This is a genomic window from Pseudomonas sp. 05N433 (assembly GCF_056396925.1).
Genome location: NZ_JBFTML010000004.1, coordinates 32,155 through 58,724 on the forward strand (window position 1 = coordinate 32,155; position 26,570 = coordinate 58,724).

A 26,570-nucleotide genomic window follows, 5' to 3' on the forward strand; every position below is an offset into this window, starting at 1 on the left:
TGACCGTGACTTTCGCGGCCCGGGCGAACTCGCCCAGACGCAGGGTTTGATCGGCCTCCAGCACCTGGAAGTGATCGCCGTAACCTTGGGTTTCGGTAGACGCTTGCGGCATTGCGACGGTCTGGGCCAGGCGCGTCGGCTCTTCCAGCGCCAGCAGCGCCGGGGTCCAGAACGCTTCGCTGGCTGCCGTATCCTGGCGTTGCAGCCAGGCGATGTAATCGCGGTAACGTCCGCTGTGAGCGGCGTTGAACTGGCCGCGGTAACGCTGTAGCACTTCGCCAAGCAATTGCGAGTTGCTCCAGCCGTCCATCAGGATGTGATGGTTGGTGTAGATCAGGTGATGACGGTGGTCGTCGATGCGCGTAATCACCAGCCGCAACAGGGTCGGCGCGCTCAAGTTGAGGGCTTGGCGTTCCGTGTCGGCGAGCGTCTGCAAGGCCTGATCGCGCTGCGGATGGGCGCGTAAATCGTGCAGGCTGTAAGGCATCTGCGCGTATTTGCTGACCACCTGCACCGGGTTTTCCAGTTCGCCCTGCCAGACAAAGCGCGTGCGCAGAATGTCGTGGGCCTCTACCGCCGCTTGCCAGGCCTGATGGAAACGCTCGGGGTCGAGCCCGTCGACGTCCAGGCGAATCTGGTTGATGTAATCACCGGTGGTTTCCTGGTACACGGCATGGAACAACATGCCCTGCTGCATCGGCGACAGCGGATACAGGTCTTCGATCGATTGCGGCGTCAGCGGCAAACCGTCCAGTTGTGCCTGGCTCAAGCGCGCCAGCGGGAAGTCCGACGGGGTAACGCCGTGCTGACCGGCCTGGCAGCAATGGGCGATCATCGCTTGCAGTTCCAGTGCGTAATCGTCGGCCAGCGCTTGAATGGTCGCCTCATTGAACCGTTCGCGACTGAAGGTCCAGCCCAGGTTCAGTTCACCGCCATACACCTGACCATTGAGGGCCAACTGGTTGGCCAATGGCGCACGAGCATCCAGTTCATCACCGGCCGCGTCACTGCACGGTACGAACAAGGCGCCGTCGGCTTCGGTGAAGCTGCCGTCGAACTGGCCAAGATAATTGAAGGTCAGGCACGGCACCGGCAATTGGCTGAGGATTTGACGTGCAGCGTCGTCACCCAGATGGGCCAGCGCACCAAAACCGAGGCCCTTGTTCGGGATCGCGCGCAGCTGTTCCTTGATCTGTTTCAGTGAGCCACCGAGGTCAGCGACCGGCGTCAGTTTGGCCGGGTACAGGCTGGTGAACCAGCCGACGGTGCGGGTCAGGTCAACGCCGTCGAACAGCTCTTCACGGCCATGACCTTCGAGCTGAATCAATGCGCTGTCGGTCCCGGTCCAGCGCACCATCACGCGGGCCAGAGCGGTCAGCAGCAGGTCGTTGACCTGCGTGCGATACGCCGCCGGGGCGTCTTGCAGCAGTTGCCGGGTCATTTCCTTGTTCAGTTGCGTGCGCACCGTCAGTGCATGCTTGTTCTGCTGCCCGCCCTCGGGATTGTCCACCGGCAACGCCACGTCGGCGCCGTGTAACTGCTGTTGCCACCAGGCCAGTTCGCTGCGCAATTCAGCACTGCGGGCGTAGGTTTGCAGGTGCTCGGCCCAGACCTTGGCCGCACTGGTTTTGGCCGGCAATTGCAGGGGCTCGCCGCTCAACAGCTGACGGTAAGCGGTTTGCAGATCGTCAAACAGAATCCGCCACGACACGCCGTCCACCACCAGATGGTGGATCGCCAGCAACAGGCGCTGAGTGCCGTCATCGAGGTTCGCCAGCACCGCGCGCAGCAGCGGCCCGTGCTGCAGGTTCAAGCTGCGTTGCGCCTCATTGGCCACCGCTTCCAGTGCCGTGGCGTCGGCGACGTCAACCGCCCAGAGCAACGCCTCGGTCTGGCTGCCCGGCGCACGGTATTGCGCCTGCCAGCCCTCGGCCTGTTCGACGAAACTCAAGCGCAAGCCATCGTGGTGCACAACCAGCGCGCCCAACGCCTGCTCAAGCACATTGGCGTTCAGTTTTTGCGTCGGCTTGAGCATCACCGCCTGGTTCCAGTGCTGACGCTCGGGGATGGTCTGTTCGAAGAACGCCTGCTGCACCGGCAATAACACCAGATCGCCTGTGACCGGCCCCTGATCGATGACCTGAGCCTGCTCACCCAACCGCGCCACCGTGGCCAGTGCCTGGATGGTCTGGTGCTGGAACAGGTCTTTTGGCGTGAAGCGGATGCCGGCCTGACGGGCGCGGCTGACCACTTGAATCGAGATGATCGAATCGCCGCCCAGTTCGAAAAAGTTGTCACTCAAACCGACCTGATCGAGTTTCAGCACGTCTTGCCAGATTGTCGCCAGTTGCTGCTCCAGTGCGCTTTGCGGCGCCACATAGGCTTGCTGCAATTGGCTGATGTCCGGCTTGGGCAGGTTCTTGCGGTCGAGTTTGCCGTTGGGGGTCAGCGGCAGGCGCTCAAGCAGCAGCAAATACGCCGGGACCATGTGCGCCGGCAGCGCGACTTTAAGTTGCTCGCGCAGGCTGTCAGCGAAATCGGCCCGTTCGGCATTGAACGCATCGGCGACCACATAAGCCACCAGGCGCTTGCCGCTGCCGGCGGTGCCTTCCTGGGCAACCACCACGGCTTCGCGCACACCTTCGAGGGCTTGCAGGCGCGCTTCGATTTCCCCCAGTTCGATGCGGAAACCGCGAATTTTCACCTGGTTGTCGATGCGATCCAGGTAATCGAACGTGCCGTCGGCGCGTTGCCGCACCAGGTCGCCGGTGCGGTACAGCAGGCCACCGACCGCACTGAACGGATCGGCGACAAAGCGCTCCGCCGTCAGGCCCGGACGGTTCAGGTAACCCCGGGCCAGGCCGGTGCCGCCCAGGTACAGCTCACCGGCCATGCCTTGGGGCAGCAGGTTCAGGTCGGCGTCCAGCACGTAAGCGCTGCGGTCGCCGATGCGACTGCCGATCGGCGCGTAGGCCGCGCCGCACTGCACGTCGCGCCCGGCCTTCCAGATCAGCGGCGTGACCACGGTTTCGGTCGGGCCGTAGCCGTTAATGATGTAGTCCGGATCGAGCGCACGCTTGACCCGCTCGAAACTGGCGTTGGGCACGGCATCGCCGCCGAAACAGTAGATCCGCACCTTCGGCGGATGGCCTTCACGTTCGGCGTGTTCGGCCAGTTGTTGCAGGTAGACCGGCGGGAACGCCACCACCGTCACGCCGTGTTCGCGCATGACGTTGTAGGTCTGTTCCGGGGTCCACAGGCTGTCGTCGCGAACCAGCAGCGAAGCGCCGTGGGTCAGGTTGGTCAGCCAACGCTCATGGGCGCCGTCGAAGGCGAAGGACATGAAGTGGAATTCGCAGTCGCTGTCACGCATTTCATAGCGTTCGCCAATGGCCTGGCAGTGCATCGCCAGCGGGCCATGGGCGACGCTCACGCCTTTGGGGTTACCGGTGGAGCCGGAGGTGTAAATGACGTAAGCGAGGTTCTGCGGATCGAGCGGCACCTTGGGCGCGGTGAGGGATTGGCTGCGCAGATCGAGACGGTCGAGCTCCAGCACCGGGACCGCATCATCCACCGGCAACTGCACAGAAACCGACGAATCGGTGATCAACAGCGCCAGCCCCGAATCCTCGATCAGATAAGCCAGACGCTCGCGCGGGTAACTGGTGTCCAGCGGCACGTAGGCACCGCCGGCCTTGAGCACCGCCAGCAGCGCGACAATCACCCCTTCGCTGCGCGGCAAGGCCACGCCGACCCGGCTTTCCGGGCCGACACCCCGCGCGATCAGGGCGTGGGCCAACTGATTAGCGCGTTGGTCGATGTCGCCATAGCTGAACCGCTGGCCGGCGAAAATCACCGCCGTGCGCTCCGGGCGCTGGGCGGCGAGTTCGGCGATGCGTTGGTGCACGGCGACATTCACCGGGTACGGCTGCGGCTGGTTATCGGCCTGTTGCTGCGCCTGTTCGGCGGCGCTGGCCAGGGCAATTTCACCAAGATTGCGTTCGGCCGACTCGGCGAACTGCTCCAACAGTTGCAGCAGGTGCGCAGCGATGCGTTCGATCGTGGACGCTGAGAAATGCGCCCGGTCGAAGCTGTAATGCAGCGCCAGGGTCTGGCCCAATGTCACGGCCACGCTCAACGGATAATGGGTTTGCTCGAGGTTGGCGACATCGCCGAACACCACGCCTTGCTCCGCGCCCTGTTGCAGCGCCTGGGCAATCGGGTAGTTCTCGAACACCAGAATGTTGTCGAACAGCGCTTCGCCGCCCTGCCCGGCCCAGCGTTGAATGTCCGCCAGCGGCGTGTGCTCGAACTCGCGCAGGCTGAGGTTTTGCGCCTGTACCGCTTGCAACCAGTGGCCGACGCTTTGGTCCGGACGCGGCGTGCCGATCACCGGCAAGGTATTGATGAACAAGCCGACCGCTTGCTCGATGCCGGACAAGTCTGCCGGTCGCCCGGCCACCGTGGCGCCGAACGCCACGGTTGGGTGACCGGTGTAGCGTTGCAACAACAGCAGCCACGCGGCTTGCACCAACGTGTTGAGGGTGACTTTCTGTTGCCGGGCAAAGGCTTCAAGGCCTTGGGTGCGACTGATGTCCAGGGTCTGGAAGTGGTCGCCATGTCCGCTCAGGCTTTCGTTGCCGGACGCCACCCGCGCCAGTCGGGTCGGCTCTTGCAAGGAGGCCAATGGCTCGCGCCAGAAGTCCTGGCTCAGTTGCGCATCCTGACGCTGCAACCAAGCGATGTAATCGCGATAGCGCCCGCCGGTGGCCATCGGTACGCGACCGCTGTAACGCTGCAAGACTTCGCCGAGCAACTGCGAGTTGCTCCAGCCGTCCATCAGGATGTGGTGATGGGTGTAAATCAGCTGCCAGCGATCGGCTGCGGTGTGCACCAGCACCAGTCGTAGCAACGGCGCCTGACTCAGGTCGAATCCTTGTTGGCGCTCGGCATTGGCCAGTTCATTCAGGGCCTGAAGCTGATCGTCACGCTCACGCCAGTCGAGCACGGTGAACGGCAACTGCACCTGCTTGTGGACGATCTGCACCGGTTGTTCCAGTTCGCCTTGCCAGACAAAACCTGTGCGCAAGATGTCCTGTGCATCGACCGTGGCCTGCCAGGCGGCGCGGAAACGCTCCGGTTCGAGGCCTTGCACATCCACCCGCAACTGATTGATGTATTCACCCGCCGCCTGCTCGTACAGGGTATGGAACAACAGCCCCTGCTGCATCGGCGACAGCGGATAGAGGTCGTCGAGTTGGCCGATGGCCACCGGCAATGCCTCGAGTTGTGCCTGGGTGATGCGCGCCAGCGGGAAGTCCGACGGCGTGGCCTGTGGCACCTCAAGGGTGCAGCAATGCTCGATCAATGCGTTGAGTTCGACAGCGTATTGATCAACCAGCTGCTGGATGGTCGTGGTGTCGAACATCTCGCGGCTGAAGGCCCAGCTCATCGACAGCTCGCCGCCGTACACCTGGCCTTCGACCGTCAGCCAGTTGGCCAACGGCGCCGACGGATCCTGGGCCACACCGCTGCCTTCGCTGGACGGCACAAACAACGCCGCTTCGTCGAACTGACGGTCGAACTGCCCCAGGTAGTTGAAGGTGATGCGCGGTTGCGGCATGGCTGCCAGTGCGGCGCCAACCTGCGAGTCGCCCAGATAGCGCAGCACGCCGTAGCCCAGTCCTTTGTCCGGCACCGCGCGCAGTTGCTCCTTGACCGTTTTGATCGATGCGCCGAGGTCGCCGACCGGGCTCAGGTTGACCGGGAACAGACTGGTGAACCAGCCGACAGTGCGGGTCAAATCGATGTCGTCGAACAGGTCCTCGCGGCCGTGGCCTTCGAGCTGGATCAGCGTGCTGCCCTGCCCGGTCCAGCGGCACACGGCCCGCGCCAACGCGGTCAGCAGCAGATCATTGACCTGAGTGCGATAAGCCGCCGGCGCCTGTTGCAGCAGTTTGCGGGTTTGTTCGGCATCGAAGGTCAGTTCGACTTTCTGCTCGAAACGGTTTTGCAGTGCACCGTCTGGGCGGTCGCACGGCAAGTCGGTTTGCGGCGCATCGCGCAGTTGCGCCTGCCAATAATCGACACTGTTGTGGAACGTTGGCAGGTGGCTTTGCAGACGCGCCACCCAGCGCTGGTATGAACTGGTTTTCACCGCCGTCGTCAGCGTCGAGCCGTCGCGTGCCTGGCGATAGAACTGCTGCAGATCCTCCAGCAATACCCGCCACGACACACCGTCCACCGCCAAGTGGTGAATCACCAGCAGCAGCCGCTGAGTGCCGTCGGCCATCTGCACCGACAACGCTCGCAGCAACGGGCCGTTGCCCAGATCAAGACTGCGCTGGGCTTCGTCGCACAACGCATTCAGTTCTTCGAGCGATTGCGCCGAGCGTTGCCACAACACCGACTCAACAGACGCTGCGCCATAGGCCTGCTGCCAACCGGCGTCGGTCTGTTGATAACGCAGACGCAACCCATCGTGATGCTGGAACAACTGCGCCAACGCCTGATCCAGCGCCCCGACATCCAGCGCTTCGCGCGGCACCAGCAGCAGCGACTGGTTCCAGTGATGACGCTCAGGAATGGCTTGCTCGAAGAACCAGTGCTGCACCGGCGCCAAGGCCACCGCGCCAACAACCGGACCTTGATCGATCAGCTTCTGTTCGCCGCTGCGGGCCACTTGCGCCAGGCTGCGGAGGGTCTGGTACTGGAACAGGTCTTTGGGGCTCAACAGGATGCCCGCCTGACGCGCGCGGCTGACCACTTGCATCGACACAATGGAGTCGCCGCCCAGCTCGAAGAAGTTGTCTTCCAGGCCGACATTGTCGATGGCCAGGATGTCTTGCCAGATCGTTGCCAGCGACTTTTCCAGCGCCGTGCGTGGCGCCACGTGTTCACGTTGTTGCTGGGAGCCGTCGACCGCAGGCAAGGCCTTGCGGTCGAGCTTGCCGTTGGGGGTCAACGGCAATTGTTCGAGGAACAGCTGATACGCCGGGACCATGTAGTCCGGTAAATGTTGGCGCAGCGCGGCTTTCAGGGTTTCGCGCAGGCTCGCTTGAGCGTCGGCATCATCCGCCAACACCGCGGCATCGGTCGGCACGATGTAGGCGACCAGTTGCTGACCACTGGCGCCATCCTGAGCCAGCACCGCCAGTTCGCGTACCGCGTCCTGCTGCAACAGCCGCGCTTCGATCTCACCCAGCTCGATGCGGAAACCACGAACCTTGACCTGATGGTCGATGCGACCGACGTATTGCAGCGCGCCGTCGACCTGATAGCGGGTCAGATCACCGGTGCGATACAGACGCTCGCCGTTGCTGGCAAAGGGGTTCGGCACGTACTTCTCGGCAGTCATGCCCGGTCGCGCCAAGTAACCCCGGGTGATGCCCGCACCGGCCAGGTACAGCTCAGCCGATACGCCCTGCGGCACCGGTTGCAGATCGGCGTCGAGCAAATAGCTGGCGGTGTGTTTGAGCGGTCGGCCGATGTTGGCGCTGCCGCCGGACTGGCGGCGAGTCCAGGTGGAATAGGTGGTGTCTTCCGATGGGCCGTAGAGGTCGTAGACGTGCTCGATGGTCGGTTGCTGATACAGCGCGTCGACCAGCGACTGCTTCAGCGGCTCACCGGCGAGGTTGATGATGCGCACGCCCGGCGGAATCTGCTCGGCACTGTGAAGCGCATTGATCGCCGATGGCACCGTGTTGATCAGGCGCACCTGATCGCGGGCCGGCAATTGCGGCAGCTCCAGCGCGTTGCGGGCGATGATCACCGAACCGCCGTTGGCCAGGGTGACAAACAGCTCCCACACCGACAGGTCGAAACACACCGAGGTCGAGGCCAGCACACCCTGAATATCGTCGCGGCTGTACACCGATTGCGACCAGTCGATCAGCGCCAGCACGTTGCGATGGGCGATGGCCACGCCTTTGGGCTTGCCGGTGGAGCCGGAGGTGTAGATCACATAAGCGAGGTTATCCGGCGTGACGCGAGTGACCGGAGCGCTGCTTGGGTAAGTGGCCAGCCATGGCTCGGCGTTGTCCATCAACAGCACTTGAGTGCCCGCAGTGACGTTCAATGTTGCCGCAACAGCCTGCTCGGTCAGCAGCACCAACGCGCGGCTGTCGTCGAGCATGTAGGCCACGCGGTCGGCTGGATAATCCGGGTCCAATGGCACATAAGCGCCACCGGCCTTGAGCACCGCCAGCAGCGCTACCAGCAAGCTGTCGGAACGCTGCATCGCCACGCCGACCCGCACTTCCGGCCCCACACCCAACTCGATCAGCTTGTGGGCGAGGTGGTTGGCGCGGCTGTCGAGCTCGGCGTAAGTCAGTTGCTTGGCCGCGAAGGTCACCGCAAGCGCGTCCGGCATGGCCGCGACCTGCCTGGCGATCAGCCCATGAATGCACAGATCATCGGCGAAACCTTCGTCAGCGCGGTTCCAATCATGGACGATGCGTTGGTATTCCTCGGCTTCAAGCATCGGCAAATCGCTGATGCGCTGCTGGCTGTCGTTGACCATGCCGTGCAGCAAATGGGTCCAGTGCCGCGCCACGCGCTCGATGGTCGGCGCATCGAACAGATCATTGGCATAGGTCAGCGCGGCATGCAGTGTGCCGGCCTTTTCATAGGTGTCCAGGGTCAGGTCGAACTGGGTGGTGCGCCCTTCCCATTCGATCACGCCCAGCTCCAGGCCCGAGGCGGTGGTTACCGTGGAAATGTCTGCCACCTGCGGCTGATGGTTGTACATCACCTGGAACAACGGCGTATGGCTGAGGCTACGCTCCAGCTTCAACGCTTCCACCAGCCGCTCGAATGGCAAGTCCTGATGGGCCTGGGCGCCGAGGGCGGTTTCCTTGATGTCACTGAGCAAATCCGCCACGCGGGTCTGGCCGTCGAGCCGGGTGCGCAGCACTTGGGTGTTGACGAAGAAACCGATCAGGCCTTCGATTTCGCCGCGATTGCGGTTGGCGATCGGCACGCCGACGCGGATGTCGGTCTGCCCGGTGTAACGGTGCAGCAACGCGTTGAATGCGCCGAACAACAGCATGAACAAGGTGATGTTGTGCTTCTGCGCGGTGGCTCGCAGTTGCTCGGCCAGTGGGCCGTCGACGCCGAACTCATAACGCGTGCCGCGATAGCTGGGCATCGCCGGGCGCGGGTGATCGGTGGGCAGCTCCAGCACCGGATGCTCGAAGCCCAATTGGGCTTGCCAGTATTCCAGCTGCCGCGCCTGCTCGCCGGCCTCCAGCCAGCGGCGTTGCCACAAGGCGTAGTCGCTGTATTGAATCGGCAACGGCGCGAGCTGCGGTTGCACGCTGGCATCATGGGCGTCGTAGCAGCGGATGAACTCGTCGATCAACACGTTCATCGACCAGCCATCAGAAACGATGTGGTGCAGGGTCAGCAGCAGCACGTGCTCCTGCTCGGCGAGCTTGAGCAGCTTGACCCGCAGCAGCGGCCCGACGGCCAAATCGAACGGCAGCAACGATTGCTGCTGGGCGGCCTCGGCCACGGCCTGTTCGCGCTCAAGGGTTGGCAGCGCGCTGAAATCAATTTGCTCGATCACCAACGGCGCACTGGCAGGTACCTGTTGCAGGGACTCGTCGGCCTGGCGCTGGAACACCGTGCGCAGGGTTTCATGACGCGCCACCAGGCTGGCGAACGCTTGCTCCAGGGCCGGCAGGTTCAGTTGCCCAGTCAGGCGCACTGCGCCCGGCAAGTTGTAGGCGCCGCTGTGCGGGTCCAGTTGCCAGAGGAACCACATGCGCTGCTGGGCGTAGGACAGCGCTTGCCGGTCCTCGGCCTCGACCCCTTGCGGAATCGGAAAACGGGCGAAGTCCACGCCCTCCWTGTGCAAGGCCGCAAGGAACATCTGGCGCTTTTCCAGGGGCAACCCGATAAACCGGCGAGCAAGTTTCAAGGAGTCTTCAGCATTCATTTCTTAGCATCCGGATCAGTAGGCAGGAAGCACAAAGGCACGTCGTCCCTATGAAACGAATGCAGACTGGAAAAATTAGCGCTTGAGAACAAGTATCAGGAAGGAAGGTCGAGCGAGGAAACACAGATGACCGTAACCCTTGTGTGGCGAGGGGGCTTGCCCCCGTTGGGGTGCGAAGCGCCCCCGGCATTTCAAAGTCAAACCGCATGCATAGGGCTTACGACTGCTTCGCAGCCGAACGGGGGCAAGCCCCCTCGCCACAAAGGCTCGCTCACAGGGTGAAACCGGGCGGATGTTCAGGCAGTTGCAACCAAGGCATGCCGCCGATGGTGAACCTCCAGCTGATCCTTGATCACCCGCAGCACCTTGGCTTCGTGCTCATGAATGAAGAAGTGCCCACCGGCCAACATGTCCACCGAAAAGCTGCCGAGGGTTTCCCTGCTCCAGCCGATCAACTGCTCAGTGGTGGCCTTGTCGGCCTTGCCACCCAGCACATGCACCGGGCACTTGAGCAATGGCCGCTGCACCGGCTGAAAACGCCCACACAATAGAAAATCCGCACGCAGAATCGGCAGTGTCAGGCTCATCAGCTCTTCATTGGCCAGCACCTCTTCGCTGGTGCCATTGAGCGTGCGTAGCTGCTCGATCAACTGCGCATCGGTTTTCGGCTCGGCAAAGCCGCGATCGTAATCGGCCCGCATTGTTGGCGCCGCCGTTCCCGAGGCAAACAGCGCCACCGGCTCCGGGCAACCCAACGCACGAAAGGCGTGGGCCAGCTCACACGCGAGCAAGGCGCCCAGGCTATGGCCAAACAGTGCATAGGGCGCCTTGAGCGTCGAACGCAACTCCCTGGCCAATTGCATCGCCAGCGCGCGCATGTCGGTGTGCAGCGGTTCGCCAAACCGTGCGCCCCGCCCCGGCAGCTCCACCGGTTGCAACTGCAGCCACTGCGGCAACTTGCGTCGCCAACGGCTGTAGACCATGGCACTGGCGCCAGAATACGGCAGGCACAGCAGGGTCAGCTTGGTCACCACGTTTACCTCAAAAAGTCGTCTGTAAGGGAAGACGACCCGCGAGGGGCGCAAATTAGTCGGCGCCGGTATATCCCGTCTGGGAGAAAGCGTCGAATTATTGGTTGAGTGTGAAGGCCGGTTCGTCGCCAAATGAACTCTCCGTGGCTTAAACCAGTCAGCTGGTTAAGCCCTCGATTCCCGGAGTTCTGCGGCAATGGCTGATCCTTCCGAACGACAAAGCGCGATCGACGCCCACGGCATCATTGGCGACATGCGCAGCGCGGCGCTGGTCAACGACAAGGGCAGCGTGGACTTTTTCTGCTGGCCGGAATTCGACAGCCCGTCGATCTTCTGCTCGCTGCTGGACAGCCCCGAAGCCGGCATCTTCCAATTGGCTCCGGACTTGCCCGACGCCCGCCGCGAGCAGATTTACCTGCCCGACACCAACGTCTTGCAAACCCGCTGGCTCAGCGATCATGCGGTGGTCGAAGTCACCGACCTGCTGCCCATCGGCGACAGCGAGGATGATTTGCCGATGTTGATGCGCCGGGTGCGCGTGGTCAGCGGTCAAGCGACGATTCATATGTTGTGCAACCTGCGTCATGACTATGCGCGGGCTCACACCAAGGCGCGGGCGCGCGGCCGCAGTGTGTATTTCGAGGCCACCGGTCAGCCGCCCATGCAGCTGTGTGCGGATCAGCCCTTGCGCGTCGAGGGCAACGCAGCGATTGCCGAATTCACCCTCGAACAGGGCCAGAGCGCCGAGTTTTTGCTCGGCGGCGTTGACGATCCGCGCTTCAAGGAAGGCGCCGCCGATCTGTGCCTGGAGCGCACCCTGAAGTTCTGGCGCGACTGGATCGGCCAGTCCAATTACCGCGGGCGCTGGCGGGAAATGGTCAATCGCTCGGCCCTGGCGCTGAAGCTGCTGACCTCGCGCAAACACGGCGCCATCCTCGCCGCCGCCACCTTCGGTCTGCCGGAAACACCTGGCGGCACACGCAACTGGGACTACCGCTACACCTGGATCCGCGACGCCTCGTTCACCGTCTACGCCTTCATGCGCCTGGGCTTCGTCGAGGAAGCCAACGCCTACATGCGCTGGCTGCGCGGCAGGGTCAGTGATTGCCGTGGTAAACCGATGAAACTCAATATTCTCTACGCCATCGATGGCCGCCAGGAGTTGCCGGAAGTCGAACTTGCGCACCTGTCCGGCCATGGCGGTGCGACGCCGGTGCGCATCGGCAATCAGGCCTACGAACAAATCCAGCTCGACATCTTCGGCGAGCTGATGGACGCGGTGTACCTGGTCAACAAGTACGGTGAAGCGATCTCCCATGAAGGCTGGAAACACACCGTGGAAGTGGTCGATCAGGTCTGCGAAACCTGGCAGCAAAAGGACGTTGGCATCTGGGAAATGCGCGGCGAGCAGCATCATTTCCTGCACTCGCGACTGATGTGCTGGGTGGCGCTGGATCGGGCCATCCGGCTGGCCTCCAAACGCTCGCTGCCCGCCCCGTTCGCCCGTTGGGACCAGACCCGTCAAGCGATCTACGCCGACATCTGGAGCAACTTCTGGAACGAAGAACGCGGGCATTTCGTCCAGCACATCGGCGGCACCGGCCTCGACGGCTCGATGCTGCTGATGCCGCTGGTGCGCTTCGTCAGCGCCAAGGATCCGCGCTGGATCGCGACCCTCGAAGCCATCGAGAAACACCTGGTGCGCGCGGGCATGGTCTACCGCTACCGCAACGACGACAGCCAGATCGACGGCCTGCCCGGCACCGAAGGCGCCTTCGCCGCCTGCTCGTTCTGGTACGTCGAATGCCTGGCCCGCGCCGGCCAGATAGAAAAGGCGCACCTGGAGTTCGAACAATTGATGCGGTACGCCAACCCGCTGGGGCTGTACGCCGAAGAGCTAGACAGCCACGCGCGGCATTTGGGCAATACACCGCAAGCACTGACGCACCTGGCGCTGATCAGCGCGGCGAGCTTTCTGGATCGGAAGTTGAGTGGGGAGAAGAACTTCTGGCAGCCTTGAGACTGAGGTGACTGCTTCGCGGGCAAGCCTCGCTCCTACACGGAACCGGGTTCAATTCGAGTCCAATGTGGGAGCGAGCTTGCTCGCGATGACGAGGGATCAGCTGTGTGGCGCAGGCTTCGGTACGTCGACGTTATCCAGCACCCGATTCACTGCCAGCTCGGCCAGCATGATGACTTGCTGAATCGCCAGGAGCGTATGCCGCTGTGGGGCGTCGACATAAGCGGCAATGTCGCTGGTCATGACGCTGGCTGAGGCCAGTGATTCGCAGACATGGGCCAGCAGACTTTCGTTATCCATATCCGGCGCAACCAGAAACATCCTGCTTGGCTTACGACCTTCGGTTTTTTTCGGGGTGGGTTTGAGGTAGTGGTCGAGCGCGCGTTCGGCAGCGTCGTGGAGTTTTTTCGAATCGAGGGATTCATAGGGCGAAACGTCGTCGGTTTCTGGGGGATTCGGTGTGGCTTTGAACATGGTGACACTCCAAATGAGAAGTTGAGCTGCCACTGATCGCTGCGACGCGATGGAGGGAGGCAGCTGTACGCGGGGTCGCAGACCGAGTCATTTGGAAACCCGGCATACCCGAAGGTATCCCGCGCACAGCCACCATAAGACCAAACGACACACTCCGAAGGAGCGTTGGTTGGGCGGCGGCGATTATGCACCAAATGAACTGAACGGACTGCGACGCCCGGTCGCTGAATTTGCAACGACCCCCAAAGCCTATCGGCTCCCTTTCCTAACCAACAACCGCCAAAACTCGTCGGAAATATCCACTTTTACGACACTTTTTGTAGGATCAAGACCTACCCGCGGTGAACTTAAACACACTCTGCCTGGCAGGGCTGACCTCCTGTGGCGAGGGAGCTTGCTCCCGTTGGGGCGCGCAGCGGCCCTGAAATCTGCAACCACATTCCTCCAGAAGCACCGTATTTACTGGCTCAGCGACTGCTGCGCAGCCGAACGGGGGCAGGCACCCTCGCCACAGGATCGTGTAGGTCGAACACCTACATTTACTAAACAAAACTGCCCAATCAACACTTGGTAACTGATTCCTACATCCGGAAATACCTTGTTGCCAGCACCTACATCCATCCCTACCATCCACGCTCAACGGGCACAGCGGAGCTGTCCAACAAAACCCGAATTCAAGGAACCAGAATGACCCAGCGCATCCATCGCAGCATCAACGTCCCACTCCGATCAGGCCTGAATCGGACTGAACTGTGGGAAGGCCCCGACAAAGGCTTGATCAAATGCTGGGAAATCGGCCGTCAGCGCGCCGCCCGCTTCCCCGACCTCGCCCACCAATGCCTCACCGGCGAACTCCCGGTGCTGGGTTGGAAAGGTGGCGTCAGCCGCAGCCTGAAGAAACTCGAAAAATACGGATCCCTCAAATACCTCGCCCAATGGCAAGGGTTACGCGGGGAAGATCTGGATATTGATCTGAGCGCAGAACGGGCGTTGACCTGTTCCAGGACCAAAATGGTCGTGACATTTACGCCGGATCGGTCGAAGTACTTCAATCAGATGGACGTGGAAGCCTGAGGAAAGAGCCCGGGTCGATCTGAATCAGCCGTTGATAGACAGCCCATGGAGCATCGAATGCAGATCCAACATGTCCTGACGCCAAACCTCGATATTGCCTGCGAAACACACGGCCCCAGCACCGGTGACCCAGTCATCCTTCTGCACGGTTTCCCCTACTCCCCCCGCGCCTACGACGACATCGCGCCAGCCCTCGCCGCAAAGGGCTACCGTGTGATCGTCCCGTACCTGCGCGGCTACGGCCCGACCCGTTTCAACTCCCCCGCCACCCTGCGCTCTGGCCAGCAGGCCGCCCTCGCCCAGGATTTACTGGACCTGATGGACGCCCTCGCCATCAAACAGGCCGCGCTGTGCGGTTACGACTGGGGTGGTCGGGCGGCGTGCATTGTCGCGGCGCTAAGGCCGGAGCGGGTGCGCTGCCTGGTGACCGGGGACGGTTACAACCTGCAGAACATCCCCCGCTCCACCCAGCCTCTGGATCCGCAGACTGAACATCGTCTCTGGTATCAGTATTACTTCCACACCCCGCGCGGCGTGGAAGGCTTGACCCAAAACCGCCGGGCCCTGTGCGAACTGCTCTGGCGCCTGTGGTCACCGACCTGGGCGCAAAATGCCGAACGATATCCCTTGAGCGCGCCAGCCTTCGATAATCCGGATTTCGTCGACGTAGTAATTCACTCGTACCGGCACCGGTTCATGTATGCGCCCGGCGACCCGACGCTGGAATGGATGGAAGAAGCGCTGACCCGACAACCGGCAATCAGCGTGCCGACAATTTCCCTGTGCGGTGCCGATGACGGTGTGGGACCCGCGCCTGAAGTCGATGAAGACGCCGAGCATTTTACCGGCCCCTACGAACGCCGAGTGTTGGCGGGCGTCGGGCATGACATTCCCGAGGAAGCGCCCGAGGCGACGCTCAAGGCAATACTGGATCTGCTGAAGGGCTGACGGAAAACCGCTCGCGATAAGCCTGCGGTGTCACGCCCATGGCCCGCAGAAAACTGCGGCGCAGGGTCTCTTCGCTACCAAACCCGCATTGCATCGCGGCCCGTTTGATCGGTACGCCGGTGTCGCTGAGCAGTCGTCGCGCGGTCTCGACCCGAATCAGTTCTATGGCCCGCGCCGGGGTCTGGCCGGTGTCGGCGCGGTAGTGACGGACGAAGCTGCGCTCGCTCATCCCGGCCTGCAAGGCCAAGGTCGGGATGCCAAGGTCCTTGGTGAGGTTTTCGCTGATCCAGGCGTGAAGCTCGTCGAATCGGTTGCCTTCTTTCTGCAAAGACAGGGTCACGCTGAACTGCGACTGGCCCCCCGGACGCTTGAGAAACACCACCAGTTGCCGGGCGACTTCGAGGGCCATGGTTCGGCCGAGGTCTTGTTCGACCATGGCCAGCGCCAGGTCAATGCCCGCGGTAACCCCGGCCGAGGTCCAGACCGGACCGTCGTTGATGAAGATCGGGTTGGGTTCGACCTGCAGTTTGGGATGCTGCTGCGCCAATTGCTCGCAGCGGGTCCAGTGCGTCACCACCCGTCGACCATCAAGCCAGCCGCTGGCCGCCAGCAAAAACGCCCCGGTACACACTGACGACACCCGCCGGCAATCTCGCGCATGCTCACGCACCCACCCCACCAGCGACGCGTCCTGCGCCGCCGCGTAAACGCCCCAGCCACCGGCAATGATCAAGGTGTCGCTGCCCCGATTCGGCAGCGGTTCTGCCAACAGTGCCAACCCCGCCGACGACATCACCGCCCCGCCACCGCTGGCAATCACTGACGGCGCATAGGGCGGCGGCAGACCTTGCTGGCGGGCAATGTCATTGGCCGAGGCAAACACCTGCAACGGCCCGGTGACATCGAGCACTTGCACGTTGGCGAAGGCCAGCACATGAATGGTTTTCGGGTGGTTTGGCATGATTGGCGTAATTCGTGGGGTTATTGGCGTATTCGCCAAATCCTACGAGCCTACAGTGAAGCCGTCCACCCCAATCAGGAGAAAAACGCCATGACGTTGCAGATCGGTTTACTGTTGTTTCCACAGGTTCAACAACTGGACCTGACCGGCCCATATGACGTGCTGGCCTCGCTGCCGGACGTGAAGGTGCATCTGATCTGGAAAGACCTGGTGCCCGTCACCGCGAGTACCGGGCTGGTGTTGAAACCGACCATCACCTTCGACGATTGCCCGCCGCTGGATGTGATCTGCATTCCCGGAGGTGGCGGCGTCGGCCCATTGATGGAGGATGAACAAACCCTGGCCTTCATCAAGACTCAGGCCGCCACGGCGCGGTATGTCACCTCGGTCTGCACCGGTGCCCTGGTGCTTGGCGCGGCAGGGCGGCTCAAGGGCAAGCGCGCCACCACGCACTGGGCGTATCACGAGTTGCTCGGGCTGTTGGGGGCGATCCCGGTGAAGGATCGGGTGGTGCGCGACGGCAATCTGCTGACCGGTGGCGGGATCACCGCGGGAATCGATTTTGCCCTGACCCTGGCCGCTGAATTGTTCGATAAGGACACCGCGCAACTGGTGCAATTGCAGCTGGAATACGCCCCGGCACCGCCGTTTGCTTCGGGCAGCCCCGAGACAGCGCCAGCCGGCGTACTGGAGGAAGCCCGTAAACGTGCTGCCGGGTCGTTGAAATTACGTACGGAAATCACCGAACGTGCAGCGGCGAAACTCGACCTCCAGTGAAAGAGATGGCCGCGGGGGGCTATCCCCCGCAGCCAGTCACTCACGCCGGCCATTCGGCACAAACAGCTCGAACGAGTCATCGCCATAAGCCCGCTCCACTTTAGCGATCACCACTTGATAACCCGCATACCACTTGCGGTACTGGCGCTTGGCCTCCAGGTGCCTGGGGTGGCTGGCGAATTCCCGGATAGAGGTTTCGTCCTGCCAGTAGTAACTGGCGTTGACCATTTCGCCATCGGCCGAGCACCAGGACTGGGTACCGACGAACCCTTCGATGCTGATCGCGACTTCGTCGATCAACGTGCTCAACAGGTTGAACTCCTCGTCTCGTTGCCCGGGTTTGTAGATAAACGATGCGATGTACATGTAGAGGTTCCTTTTCAGTGAATGAGTCAGGCCGGACGTGTCATCAGGGCCAGCCTGACGGCGAGCAACAGCAATACCGCGGCCAGCCCCAATGACTGCCATGTGGCGAATGTCGACGTGCTGGAAATACGCCGGCTGACCGTGCTGCCGAAAACCCCGAGCAGGGTGTGAAACACGCCACTGACCAGGGTCAGCACCATGCCCAGCAGCACCAGCTGTACGGCAATCGAGCCTCGTTGCGCGTTAACGAATTGCGGCAGGAACACCATGAAAAACAGCAAGGCCTTGGGGTTCAGCAGGCTGTTGAGCATCGCCCGGATCAGCAGGGTCTTGAGCGGCACCTGCGCAACATCCGACGTGCCGCTGGCCGATGGCTTTTGCAACGCCTTGAACGCCAGCCACAGCAGATACAGAACGCCGGCATAACGGATCAGGTCGAAGGCCGGTGGCCAACTGGCAACCAGTGCCGTAACCCCCATCGCGGTCAGCGCCGTCAGGATCAGATCGGCCAGGCCAATGCCCAATCCCGACGCCACACCGCCGCGCCAGCCATAACTGGCACCATGGCTGATTACGAAGGCCATGTTCGGCCCGGGTGACAGCAGCAACAGCATCACCGCGCCGACGAAAATCGATAAGGTCGCAGGGTCAATCACAGCGAAGTCTCCGTCCTGGAAAGCCTGTAGATTAGAGCGCCAATCTGATACAAACAAAAAATTGATCCAGATACAAAGAGCGCTCACCCATGACCCGTATTCGCTACAAACGCCTGGTGGATCAGTTCGCCGGGAAGATTCGCAGCGGTGAACTGCCACCCGCCACACAATTGCCGACCATTCGCGCGTTGATGCAGAGCGAACGGATCGCCCTGGCCACGGCTTTGCGGGTCTATCACGAGTTGGAGGCGATCGGCCTGGTGGTCGGCGAGACCGGTCGTGGCACCTTTGTGCGCGACACGTCCTTGCCTCGCGGACTGGGGTTGGAACAGCAACCACTGGGCATCGGCACGGTGGACCTGACCTTCAATTACCCGTCGGTACCCGGTCAGGACGAGTTATTGCGCGAGGGTTTGCGAGCGATTGCCGCCTCCGGGGATATCGATGCGCTATTGCATTCCGCGCCTCAGGGCGGGCGGCCGCATGAACGGCAGACGGCGGCCCGGCATTTACGCAATCGGGACATTCGGGTGGGGGGCGATCAGGTTCTGATCGTCAACGGCGCCCAGCAAGGTCTTGCCGTGACGCTGATGGCACTGCTCAAGCCGGGAGATATTCTGGCCCTCGACGCCCTCACCTACCCCGGCCTGAAAACCTTGGCCCAGGCCCATCGGCTGGACCTCGAAGCCCTCCCGCAAATCGCCGGGCACACCGACCTCGACGCCCTGGAAGCGCTGTGCAAGCGGCGCCCCGTGCGGGCGCTCTACAGCATGCCGACGATGCACAATCCGTTGGGGACGGTGATGTCCATCGCCGACCGTGAACGCCTGGTGCAATTGGCCGAGCGATACGACTTTCTGATCATCGAAGACGGCGCCTATGCCTTCCTCGCAGAACCGGCCCCCAAACCGCTGTTTACCCTGGCCCCGCAGCGCACGCTGTACATCAGCGGCCTGTCGAAAAGCGTTGCCTCGGGCCTGCGCATCGGTTTCATCGTTGCACCGAAAGCGATGATGCCGGCGCTGGAGCAAGCCATCCGAGTGTCGACATGGAGCACCCCGTCGCTGACCGTCGCGCTGGCCTGCCGCTGGATCGATAGCGGCGAAGTCGACAACCTCGAAGAGCAAAAACGCCTGGACGCCCGGCAGCGACAGGACCTGGCTCGGCAAATCCTGAAAAACTGCGAACTGGTGGCGCATCCCGCTTCCTACTACCTCTGGCTCAGATTGCCCGAAGGCTTGCGGGCCGAAACGGTGGTTGCCGAGCTGGAACGAAAAGGTGTGCAGGTGACCAGCGCCGCACCCTTTGCCACGACCACTCATGTGCCTCCTGCACTGCGGGTGGCCATGGGATCGATCAGCCTCGACGTGTTGAAGCGCGCCCTGGAGACTCTGCGTGAAGTCGTGGACATCTGACGGACTTTTCTGACACCCATAAAAAAACCCGCCTAAGCGGGTTTCTCAAGACCATTGCGACATCCTGTCGGCAGCCATCCTGGCGTATGGTCGATCATCCGTGATCCTGAACACGTCCTGTGTTCAGTTGATGGATCCAGATTAAACACATTGGCGAAGCTTCAAAAGACGACATAACAGCGGCTGCGTGTAAGCCATTGACCATTCAGCACCTGAAAGCAGCCCCTGTAGCAGCTGCCGAAGGCTGCGTTCGGCAGCTGCTACTAGTACGGGTACAGGTACGGGCGATCGGTCGCAGTTTCCTGCAGACGAAAAAAAACCCGCCGAAGCGGGTTTTCCCAAGACCATATCGACTCCCTGTCGGCAGCAATCCTTGCTTATGGTCGATCATCCGTGACCCTGAGCACTTCCTGTGCTTCAGTTGATGGGGCTAGATTACGCTTCGGATCCAATCAGCAATAGACGATATAGCTACTACCGCGTGTAAGACATTCGCTATAGCCACCCTTCCGAAAACCCTTGGACGTATCAACCATCATGGGCCGAAGCCGCGAATTTCGCGGCTTGCAGCCATCAACTTCCCTGACGCTCGTGGGCCTTGGTGTTTTCTGCCAGAAACTGTTCGATGTTGTTCATCTGCTCATCCCAGCCACGGCTGTCCATGCGGAAAGCCTTGAGCCTGCGCGACTGGGGAACGTGATCGAAACCGGACTCGACGACCGTCAACAGCGTGCCTTCGTCCATGTCCTGGAGTTCGAATTTCACCAGCGTGGTGGGCTCCTGAGAGTAATCGACTTCCGGCTCCACCGCATACGGGTGCCAGCGAAACGAAAACACCCGCTCCGGCTCGACCCGCTCCACCAGTACATTCCACAACAAGTGCTCATAACCAGGATACGTAATCTGCCCCTGGGTCCACTCGCCGGCGACAAAGCGCTTGCCTTCGAGTGCCACGCCGAACCATTGTCCGAACATTTCGGCATTGGCCAGCATGCGCCAGACCCGCGAGCGCGGCGCCTTGAGCAGGATCTTCCTTTCGATGCGATCTGATGCTGGGTTCATAAGTCACCTCCTGTATTGAACAGTAGGCCCGTAAAGACCAGAAGACCAACCTAAAAGTTGTATCAAACGGCTGATGCAATCAACCGTACCTGAAATATTCGGCCTCGATTTTGGCCATAAGTTCTGGTTTGAAAGGCACAGTCAACGGATTGAAACTGCTAACGTTTGCAACGACGTGCAACCTTACAAGGAAGATTCATGCAGCCTTCACTCACGGAGCGTTATCGCGCAACCCTGTTTGGGCTTGCTTGCGCAGATGCTATCGGCACCAGTGTCGAATTCCAGCCACGCGGCTCGTTCGAGCCCCTGACCGATATGGTTGGCGGCGGCCCGTTCAATCTGAAGCCGGGGCAATGGACCGATGACACATCCATGGCACTTTGCCTGGCTGAAAGTCTGCTGAACAAAAAAGGTTTTGATGCGGCTGACCAGATGGGCCGTTACCTCAACTGGTGGCAATGGGGTTACCAGAGTTCGACCGGCGAATGCTTCGACATTGGCATGACCGTACGTGACGCGCTGGCTCGTTATCAGAAAACCGGTCAGCCATTCGCAGGCTCCTCCGATCCCGACACGGCGGGCAACGGTTCGCTGATGCGGCTGGCGCCGGTAGTCTTGTACTACTTTCCCGACCGCGACCGGATCAGGACGTTTTCCGTAGACAGTTCGCGTACTACCCATGCCGCGCCGGAGGCACTTGAATGCTGTCAGTTGCTTGCCGAACTGCTCCGCAAGGCATTGCTAGGCGCCACCAAGCCGGATTTGCAGCGCCTGCCAGAGACAATATTCCTGGAACCAAAAGTCATGGCCATCGCCCGAGGCGACTACCTCGACAAGTCCAAAGACGATATCCGGGGCAGCGGCTACTGCGTTGCATCACTGGAAGCGGCCTTGTGGTGCTTTCACCACACTGACAGTTTTGCAGCCGCCATCCTCGAAGCCGCGAACCTGGGTGACGACGCCGATACCACTGCCGCCATCGTCGGTCAGTTGGCCGGGGCTCACTATGGTGCGCAGGCCATCCCTGAAGGCTGGCTGGCGAAGTTGCACAGGCGCGCTGACATCCAGGTTTGTGCGGACCAGTTACTCGCGGCTTCAGGCGCCCTTTCTACAAGCTGAAGCCTGCGTCTTCGCTACACTGCAACCTCCTCTTTTCAATTGTCACAGCGAGAATTCCCATGCACCCACGCTTGCTCCTGGCACTGACGCCGCTGCTGTTCACCCCTCTTGCGCATGCCGTCGACTGCGACAACGCCACCGACCAGACAACGATGAATCAGTGCGCGGCGCAGCAGAACAAAGCGGCCGACAAGGAGCTGAATGCGCTTTACCAGCAGATCACCACGCGATTGAAGGACAGCCCTGACGCCAAGAAGCTGTTGGTCGGTGCCCAGCGCTCATGGATTGCGTTTCGCGATGCCGAGTGCAAGTTCTCGGCGTCCGGAGTGGAGGGAGGCAGTGTTTACCCGCTGATCTATAGCAACTGCACCACGGCGCTGACCAAGGCGCGGGTCGAAGCATTCAAGACTTACTTGAAGTGTAAGGAAGGGGATTTGAGTTGCCCGGTGCCTGAGGCTTGATGCTGCGGCGTTCTTGAGGCCGCCGCGTGCCAGCTTAACGATCACTATAAAAATCAATCAGTTACTTGAAATAACTGGCTTATGGGCGCGTCTGAACGAGATCGCCCGCGTCTAATATCGCGATACCTGTTTGCAGTGTGAGACAAGCATAGAGGCCCCCGGCTGGAACACTTCATCGCCCGGCGATTGACGATGCTGCAGTGCAGGCGCGAAATGTGGGTTCACCGATTGCCAGTCAGAGGGTAAGAACATGGCAAGCATAACGGTCCTGGCGGGGGACTTTCTGCAGGGTGATGGAGAGTACACAGACGGCGTTTTCACGCTCAGGACGTCGCTTCACCCGTGGCCCGGCATCACCCTCCCGCTCTCATTGTTCAAGAGTGTAGAAGTGGCCAACGAGGATTCGATCAACAACATCAAGGATGTCATCGGCTTCGGCGTGGCGGGGGCCATGTTGCTGGGGCCTATCGGCGCAATTGCCGGCTTCATGTTGGCTGGCAAGGAAACCGAGGTAACCTTTCTGGCCACACTCAAGGATGGAAGAAGGTTGCTTGCGGCTGTAGACAACGACACGTTCGATGAGATTTCCCGAAAAATCCCGTCCTGACATGACAGACGCACGCCGCACCATCGACAGGTGCGGCGTGACATCGGTTCAGCTGTAGAACGTCGGGTGAACGCCTTTGTGAGCCTCGATTTCCAACCGCATATCAGCCACCAGCGATGCAATTGCATGGGGACTGTCCAGTGTCCATACCGGTACGTGAGTGGCCACCAGATCCACTTTGCCGGTCATGCAATCGCAGACCCGAATCGTCAGGAACTGGTCTGCCTCCATGCTACAGGTGCACACGGCGGGCAGAAAACTTTGCTCGATGATGTTTTGGATTTCCAGGGGTGATAGGAACATCGCTACCTCCCTCACGCCAGATGGATGCCGGGCAAATGCTCCGTCATTTCACCCTTTAGCCTGAAAATTCTAATCCTCATTAGCGGGTGTCTCAAGGCTGTGACAGGTTGCTCGTCGTCTCATCGGGCTGTCGCGATTTGCGACACCTCCAAGCGAGTCGCCCGCCCCCTCGCATCACTCAAAACCCCGCCGACACTGGGCGATCAGCCCCTTCCCGGCACTTGGCACAGCCATTGCCAAACATTGAGCAAGCCCCCGTTTTCACGCACAACAAGAGGTCTTGCCATGCCCCTCCCTTATCTGCTTCCCGCCACCTCGGCGTTCATCCAGCGCGCACCGCGCATGCTCATTGGCGGTGACTGGGTCGAGGCCGCCGACGGCCAGACCATGCCCCTGCGCCAAGGGTGATGTCTTGCAGGCCGCTGCCCTTGAGACGGTCGGCGCGACCTTCGACGGCGAGGATGGTGGCGTCGGAATTGGCGAGGATGATCAGCCCTTCCTTGCCTTGGCGATCGGCCAGATAGTCGATGGCCGGCATCGCCGCATCGATCAACAACCGATTGCTCGCCAGCAGCCCGTCGAGACTGGCGCTCGAGAGTGTCGAGCTTAGCCTTTCAATACCCGCGCCAGCGTCGACTTCACTTTGCCCATGCCATCATGCAGTGCCTGTTCAATCTCGGCCATGGTAATGACCGCCGTCGATTTGCCCGCCGCGGGGTTCACCACCAGCGCCAGACAGGCATAGTCCAGTTCCAGTTCACGCGCCAATGCAGCTTCTGGCATACCGGTCATGCCGACGATGTCGCAACCGTCACGTTCCAGCCTCGCGATTTCAGCAACTGTTTCCAGACGTGGCCCTTGAGTGCAGGCGTACACGCCATGGCTGCTATAGCCGACGCCTTCAGCCGCCAACGCCGCGATTAATCGCTGACGCAGGGGTTCGCTGTAGGGATAGCTGAAGTCGATGTGTGTAACGTGTTCCAGGTCATCGGCGAAATAGGTGTGTTCGCGACCGCTGGTGTAGTCGATCAATTGATGCGGCACGCAGAAATGCCCGGTGCCCATCGCGGCATGAATCCCGCCCACGGCGTTGACCGCGAGAATCGCTTCAGCTCCGGCCTGCTTCAAGGCCCACAGATTGGCGCGGTAGTTCACCTGATGCGGCGGGAAGCGGTGCGGGTGGCCGTGACGTGCGAGAAACAGTACTTCCTTGCCGGCGTACTCACCGATCTGCACCTCGGCCGAAGGCGCACCGTAAGGGGTGTCCACCGCCAATGACTGACGAATGCTCAAGCCTTCGAGTTGAGTCAGGCCGGTGCCACCGATAATCGCGTAAACCGTCATAACGAAAAGTCCTTAATCAATCAATTGAGCTTCTTTGAGCGCGCCGACGGCCGTCAGCCAGCGCGGGTCTTGACGGTATTCGGTGCTGGCGTACGCCTGCCCACGCATCCGCGCGATACGCGCCGAAGGCTTGACCTTCAACCGCTGGGCGGCACTCAAAGCCAACTCGGCAGCCGCACGGTCGTTGCACACCAGGCCCATGTCGCAACCGGCGGTCAATGCCGCTTCGATGCGACTGGCGGCATCGCCCACCACGTGCGCACCGGCCATCGACAGGTCGTCGCTGAAGATCACGCCATCAAACTGCAGCTCGCCGCGCAGGATGTCCTGCAACCAGCGACGGGAGAAGCCGGCAGGCTGGGAATCGACTTGTGGATAAATAACGTGGGCCGGCATGACGGCGGCCAATTGCTTGCTCAATCGCGCGAATGGCACCAGGTCGTTGGCGCGGATCTCTTCGAGGCTGCGCTCGTCGTTGGGAATCGCAACGTGGGAATCGGCCTCGGCCCAGCCATGACCGGGGAAATGCTTGCCGGTGGCAGCCATCCCGGCGCTGTTCATGCCGCGGATGAATGCACCGGCGAGCAAGGCTGCGCGCTCGGGATCACCTTCGAACGAACGGGTACCGACCACCGCACTGCGCTGGTAATCCAGATCCAGCACCGGGGCGAAGCTCAGGTCGAGACCGACCGCGAGCACTTCGGTCGCCATGATCCAGCCGCACTGTTCGGCCAGGTATTCGGCATTCGGGTTGTCGGCGATGGCGCGCATGGCGGGCAGTCGCACGAAGCCCTGACGCAGCCGCTGAACCCGACCGCCCTCCTGGTCGACCGCCAGCAGCAGATCGGGACGAATGGCGCGGATCGCGGCGCTCAATTCGCGCACCTGACGCGGGTGTTCGATGTTGCGGGCAAAAATGATCAGGCCGCCCACTTCGGGCTGGCGCAACAATTGGCGATCTTCAGACGTCAGCCAGGTACCGGCGACGTCCACCATCAACGAGCCTTGCAGGCCAGCAGTCATGGAAATTCCTTGAATACGATAAACCCGGCTCGCACGAATTCGCCGCCATGGGCTGAGCCCGGCAGGTCGGCGATATCAATGAGGGGGTTCAAAACGAGAGTCGGCATGGGCGCCTAGCTTAGCGGATGTCCGCCACCGCGCCCACCCGTGTGCGGTTAAACCTTGGCGGCTACCGGAGTCGATTTACTGCGCGGACGCAATTGCGCGGCGGCCATGGCGGTGTCGGTGACGCCGGTTTCGGCACGCATGCCCGCAGCCAGGAATGGCACCATCAGACGCATCACTTGCTCGATGGAAGTGTTGACGCCGAAATCGGTCTCGGCAATCGCACGCAAGGCCTTGATCCCCGACATGCTGAATGCCGCTGCACCGAGCATGAAGTGCACGCGCCAGAACAGTTCGATCGGAGGAATGCGTGGCGCGGCTTCGTTGACCAGCAGCATGTAGCGGCGGAAAACCTTGCCGTACATATCTTCCAGATAACGACGCAAGTGCCCTTGGCTCTGACTGAAAGCCAGCCCCAGCAAACGCATGAAAATGGACAGGTCGTTGCCGCTGCGTGGTTGCACCACCAAGGCTTGCTCGACGAGGATCTCCAGCAATTCTTCGAGGGTCGGTTTGTTCTCGGGTTTGGCCTGACGGCGCTCCAGCTCTTTATCGAGACTGAGGCAGAACGGCCCGAGAAAACGCGAGAAGACCGCTTGAATCAGCGCCTTCTTCGATCCGAAGTGATAGTTCACCGCCGCCAGATTGACACCGGCCTTGCTGGTGATCAGACGCAACGAGGTTTCAGCGAAACCTTTTTCCGCGAACAATTGCTCGGCAGCATCGAGAATGCGTTCAACGGTTTCCGACTGGGCCATGGCTACTCCGCCTGACAAACACTTGTTTGAAACATACGTTTCAGCCCAGGCCTTGTCAAGTCTGGCGGGTTCGTTTTGGGAATGGTCGGTCAGCTATTTAACCATACAACACTGGCGCTTCAATCG

19 protein-coding genes and 1 pseudogene (1 of these 20 running past the window's edge) are annotated in these 26,570 nt (G+C 61.3%); 8 read left to right on the top strand and 12 right to left on the bottom strand.

Annotated features, from left to right (window positions below):
- Both AC1DIS_RS02325 and AC1DIS_RS02330 read right to left on the bottom strand, forming a co-directional pair.
- Nucleotides 1-9,940, bottom strand: partial view of a non-ribosomal peptide synthetase gene (locus AC1DIS_RS02325; RefSeq protein ID WP_477780743.1) — the 5' portion only. Its footprint begins 2,432 nt before the window's first position; only the first 9,940 of its 12,372 coding nucleotides appear in the window; the start codon lies at nt 9,938-9,940; its stop codon lies beyond the left edge, outside the window.
- Between the two features lie 296 nt (nt 9,941-10,236).
- Nucleotides 10,237-10,974 (bottom strand): thioesterase II family protein, encoded by a 738-nt coding sequence (locus AC1DIS_RS02330; protein WP_477743771.1) that lies wholly within the window; start codon nt 10,972-10,974, stop codon nt 10,237-10,239.
- A 193-nt stretch (nt 10,975-11,167) separates the two neighbouring features.
- Between AC1DIS_RS02330 and AC1DIS_RS02335 the strand changes: the two genes are divergently transcribed.
- Nucleotides 11,168-12,991, top strand: coding sequence for a glycoside hydrolase family 15 protein (locus AC1DIS_RS02335; protein ID WP_477743772.1), 1,824 nt, complete (start codon nt 11,168-11,170; stop codon nt 12,989-12,991).
- A 99-nt stretch (nt 12,992-13,090) separates the two neighbouring features.
- Here the strand turns inward: AC1DIS_RS02335 and AC1DIS_RS02340 are convergent, their stop codons facing one another.
- Complete coding sequence (locus AC1DIS_RS02340; protein ID WP_086945112.1) at nt 13,091-13,465, bottom strand: DUF6124 family protein; 375 nt, start codon at nt 13,463-13,465, stop codon at nt 13,091-13,093.
- Between the two features lie 687 nt (nt 13,466-14,152).
- On the opposite strand from AC1DIS_RS02340, the gene AC1DIS_RS02345 reads away from it, so the two are divergent.
- Nucleotides 14,153-14,539, top strand: coding sequence for a hypothetical protein (locus tag AC1DIS_RS02345; RefSeq protein WP_064619081.1), 387 nt, complete (start codon nt 14,153-14,155; stop codon nt 14,537-14,539).
- Nucleotides 14,540-14,596: 57 nt separating this feature from the next.
- Nucleotides 14,597-15,487, top strand: coding sequence for an alpha/beta fold hydrolase (locus AC1DIS_RS02350; RefSeq protein ID WP_082920885.1), 891 nt, complete (start codon nt 14,597-14,599; stop codon nt 15,485-15,487).
- Here the strand turns inward: AC1DIS_RS02350 and AC1DIS_RS02355 are convergent.
- A complete protein-coding gene (locus AC1DIS_RS02355; protein ID WP_477743773.1) occupies nt 15,456-16,448 on the bottom strand; it encodes a GlxA family transcriptional regulator in 993 nt (330 codons plus the stop codon). The genes AC1DIS_RS02350 and AC1DIS_RS02355 overlap by 32 nt on opposite strands.
- Nucleotides 16,449-16,538: 90 nt before the next feature.
- Here AC1DIS_RS02355 and inhA point away from each other — a divergent pair, with 90 nt between their 5' ends.
- The gene (gene inhA, locus AC1DIS_RS02360; protein ID WP_477748764.1) at nt 16,539-17,225 is read left to right on the top strand and encodes an isonitrile hydratase; all 687 of its coding nucleotides are present in this window, start codon (nt 16,539-16,541) and stop codon (nt 17,223-17,225) included.
- A gap of 36 nt (nt 17,226-17,261) precedes the next feature.
- On the opposite strand, the gene AC1DIS_RS02365 is transcribed toward inhA, so the two are convergent.
- Complete coding sequence (locus AC1DIS_RS02365; protein WP_477743774.1) at nt 17,262-17,591, bottom strand: antibiotic biosynthesis monooxygenase; 330 nt, start codon at nt 17,589-17,591, stop codon at nt 17,262-17,264.
- 26 nt (nt 17,592-17,617) lie between these two features.
- Nucleotides 17,618-18,247 (bottom strand): LysE family translocator, encoded by a 630-nt coding sequence (locus AC1DIS_RS02370; RefSeq protein WP_018925330.1) that lies wholly within the window; start codon nt 18,245-18,247, stop codon nt 17,618-17,620.
- 89 nt (nt 18,248-18,336) lie between these two features.
- Here AC1DIS_RS02370 and AC1DIS_RS02375 point away from each other — a divergent pair, with 89 nt between their 5' ends.
- Nucleotides 18,337-19,662 carry an aminotransferase-like domain-containing protein gene (locus AC1DIS_RS02375; protein ID WP_258612435.1) on the top strand — a complete coding sequence of 442 codons (1,326 nt, stop codon included), beginning with the start codon at nt 18,337-18,339 and terminating at the stop codon, nt 19,660-19,662.
- Between the two features lie 573 nt (nt 19,663-20,235).
- On the opposite strand, the gene AC1DIS_RS02380 is transcribed toward AC1DIS_RS02375, so the two are convergent.
- On the bottom strand, nt 20,236-20,724 hold the full coding sequence (locus tag AC1DIS_RS02380) for an SRPBCC family protein (RefSeq protein ID WP_018925328.1): 489 nt from the start codon (nt 20,722-20,724) through the stop codon (nt 20,236-20,238).
- A gap of 198 nt (nt 20,725-20,922) precedes the next feature.
- Here AC1DIS_RS02380 and AC1DIS_RS02385 point away from each other — a divergent pair, with 198 nt between their 5' ends.
- The 3 genes from AC1DIS_RS02385 to AC1DIS_RS02395 all read left to right on the top strand — a co-directional run bounded on the left by AC1DIS_RS02385 (nt 20,923) and on the right by AC1DIS_RS02395 (nt 22,911).
- A complete protein-coding gene (locus AC1DIS_RS02385) occupies nt 20,923-21,843 on the top strand; it encodes an ADP-ribosylglycohydrolase family protein (RefSeq protein WP_018925327.1) in 921 nt (306 codons plus the stop codon).
- A gap of 59 nt (nt 21,844-21,902) precedes the next feature.
- Nucleotides 21,903-22,304, top strand: coding sequence for a lysozyme inhibitor LprI family protein (locus AC1DIS_RS02390; RefSeq protein ID WP_018925326.1), 402 nt, complete (start codon nt 21,903-21,905; stop codon nt 22,302-22,304).
- A 250-nt stretch (nt 22,305-22,554) separates the two neighbouring features.
- On the top strand, nt 22,555-22,911 hold the full coding sequence (locus AC1DIS_RS02395; protein WP_018925325.1) for a hypothetical protein: 357 nt from the start codon (nt 22,555-22,557) through the stop codon (nt 22,909-22,911).
- 48 nt (nt 22,912-22,959) lie between these two features.
- Here the strand turns inward: AC1DIS_RS02395 and AC1DIS_RS02400 are convergent, their stop codons facing one another.
- The 5 genes and pseudogenes from AC1DIS_RS02400 to AC1DIS_RS02420 all read right to left on the bottom strand — a co-directional run bounded on the left by AC1DIS_RS02400 (nt 22,960) and on the right by AC1DIS_RS02420 (nt 26,444).
- Nucleotides 22,960-23,214, bottom strand: a complete 255-nt coding sequence (locus tag AC1DIS_RS02400; protein ID WP_018925324.1) for a DUF1652 domain-containing protein — start codon at nt 23,212-23,214, stop codon at nt 22,960-22,962.
- Between the two features lie 370 nt (nt 23,215-23,584).
- Nucleotides 23,585-23,809 (bottom strand): annotated as a pseudogene (locus AC1DIS_RS02405) (sigma-54-dependent Fis family transcriptional regulator); the annotation flags it as partial.
- Nucleotides 23,810-23,820: 11 nt separating this feature from the next.
- Nucleotides 23,821-24,558: an S-methyl-5'-thioinosine phosphorylase gene (locus AC1DIS_RS02410; protein ID WP_019579918.1), complete on the bottom strand. Its 738-nt coding sequence runs from the start codon at nt 24,556-24,558 to the stop codon at nt 23,821-23,823.
- Between the two features lie 12 nt (nt 24,559-24,570).
- On the bottom strand, nt 24,571-25,581 hold the full coding sequence (gene nagZ, locus AC1DIS_RS02415) for a beta-N-acetylhexosaminidase (protein WP_019579917.1): 1,011 nt from the start codon (nt 25,579-25,581) through the stop codon (nt 24,571-24,573).
- A 155-nt stretch (nt 25,582-25,736) separates the two neighbouring features.
- The gene (locus AC1DIS_RS02420) at nt 25,737-26,444 is read right to left on the bottom strand and encodes a TetR/AcrR family transcriptional regulator (protein WP_018925321.1); all 708 of its coding nucleotides are present in this window, start codon (nt 26,442-26,444) and stop codon (nt 25,737-25,739) included.
- Between the last annotated feature and the right edge of the window lie 126 nt (nt 26,445-26,570).

What these genes read in the sequence shown, in the direction of transcription:
- AC1DIS_RS02390 (WP_018925326.1), top strand. Translation starts at nt 21,903, where the DNA reads ATGCACCCACGCTTGCTCCTGGCACTGACGCCGCTGCTGTTCACCCCT.
- inhA (WP_477748764.1), top strand. Translation starts at nt 16,539, where the DNA reads ATGACGTTGCAGATCGGTTTACTGTTGTTTCCACAGGTTCAACAACTG.
- AC1DIS_RS02380 (WP_018925328.1), bottom strand. Translation starts at nt 20,724, where the DNA reads ATGAACCCAGCATCAGATCGCATCGAAAGGAAGATCCTGCTCAAGGCG.
- AC1DIS_RS02345 (WP_064619081.1), top strand. Translation starts at nt 14,153, where the DNA reads ATGACCCAGCGCATCCATCGCAGCATCAACGTCCCACTCCGATCAGGC.
- AC1DIS_RS02375 (WP_258612435.1), top strand. Translation starts at nt 18,337, where the DNA reads ATGACCCGTATTCGCTACAAACGCCTGGTGGATCAGTTCGCCGGGAAG.
- AC1DIS_RS02335 (WP_477743772.1), top strand. Translation starts at nt 11,168, where the DNA reads ATGGCTGATCCTTCCGAACGACAAAGCGCGATCGACGCCCACGGCATC.
- AC1DIS_RS02420 (WP_018925321.1), bottom strand. Translation starts at nt 26,444, where the DNA reads ATGGCCCAGTCGGAAACCGTTGAACGCATTCTCGATGCTGCCGAGCAA.
- AC1DIS_RS02400 (WP_018925324.1), bottom strand. Translation starts at nt 23,214, where the DNA reads ATGTTCCTATCACCCCTGGAAATCCAAAACATCATCGAGCAAAGTTTT.
- AC1DIS_RS02340 (WP_086945112.1), bottom strand. Translation starts at nt 13,465, where the DNA reads ATGTTCAAAGCCACACCGAATCCCCCAGAAACCGACGACGTTTCGCCC.
- AC1DIS_RS02365 (WP_477743774.1), bottom strand. Translation starts at nt 17,591, where the DNA reads ATGTACATCGCATCGTTTATCTACAAACCCGGGCAACGAGACGAGGAG.
- AC1DIS_RS02410 (WP_019579918.1), bottom strand. Translation starts at nt 24,558, where the DNA reads ATGACGGTTTACGCGATTATCGGTGGCACCGGCCTGACTCAACTCGAA.
- AC1DIS_RS02395 (WP_018925325.1), top strand. Translation starts at nt 22,555, where the DNA reads ATGGCAAGCATAACGGTCCTGGCGGGGGACTTTCTGCAGGGTGATGGA.
- AC1DIS_RS02350 (WP_082920885.1), top strand. Translation starts at nt 14,597, where the DNA reads ATGCAGATCCAACATGTCCTGACGCCAAACCTCGATATTGCCTGCGAA.
- nagZ (WP_019579917.1), bottom strand. Translation starts at nt 25,581, where the DNA reads ATGACTGCTGGCCTGCAAGGCTCGTTGATGGTGGACGTCGCCGGTACC.
- AC1DIS_RS02355 (WP_477743773.1), bottom strand. Translation starts at nt 16,448, where the DNA reads ATGCCAAACCACCCGAAAACCATTCATGTGCTGGCCTTCGCCAACGTG.
- AC1DIS_RS02385 (WP_018925327.1), top strand. Translation starts at nt 20,923, where the DNA reads ATGCAGCCTTCACTCACGGAGCGTTATCGCGCAACCCTGTTTGGGCTT.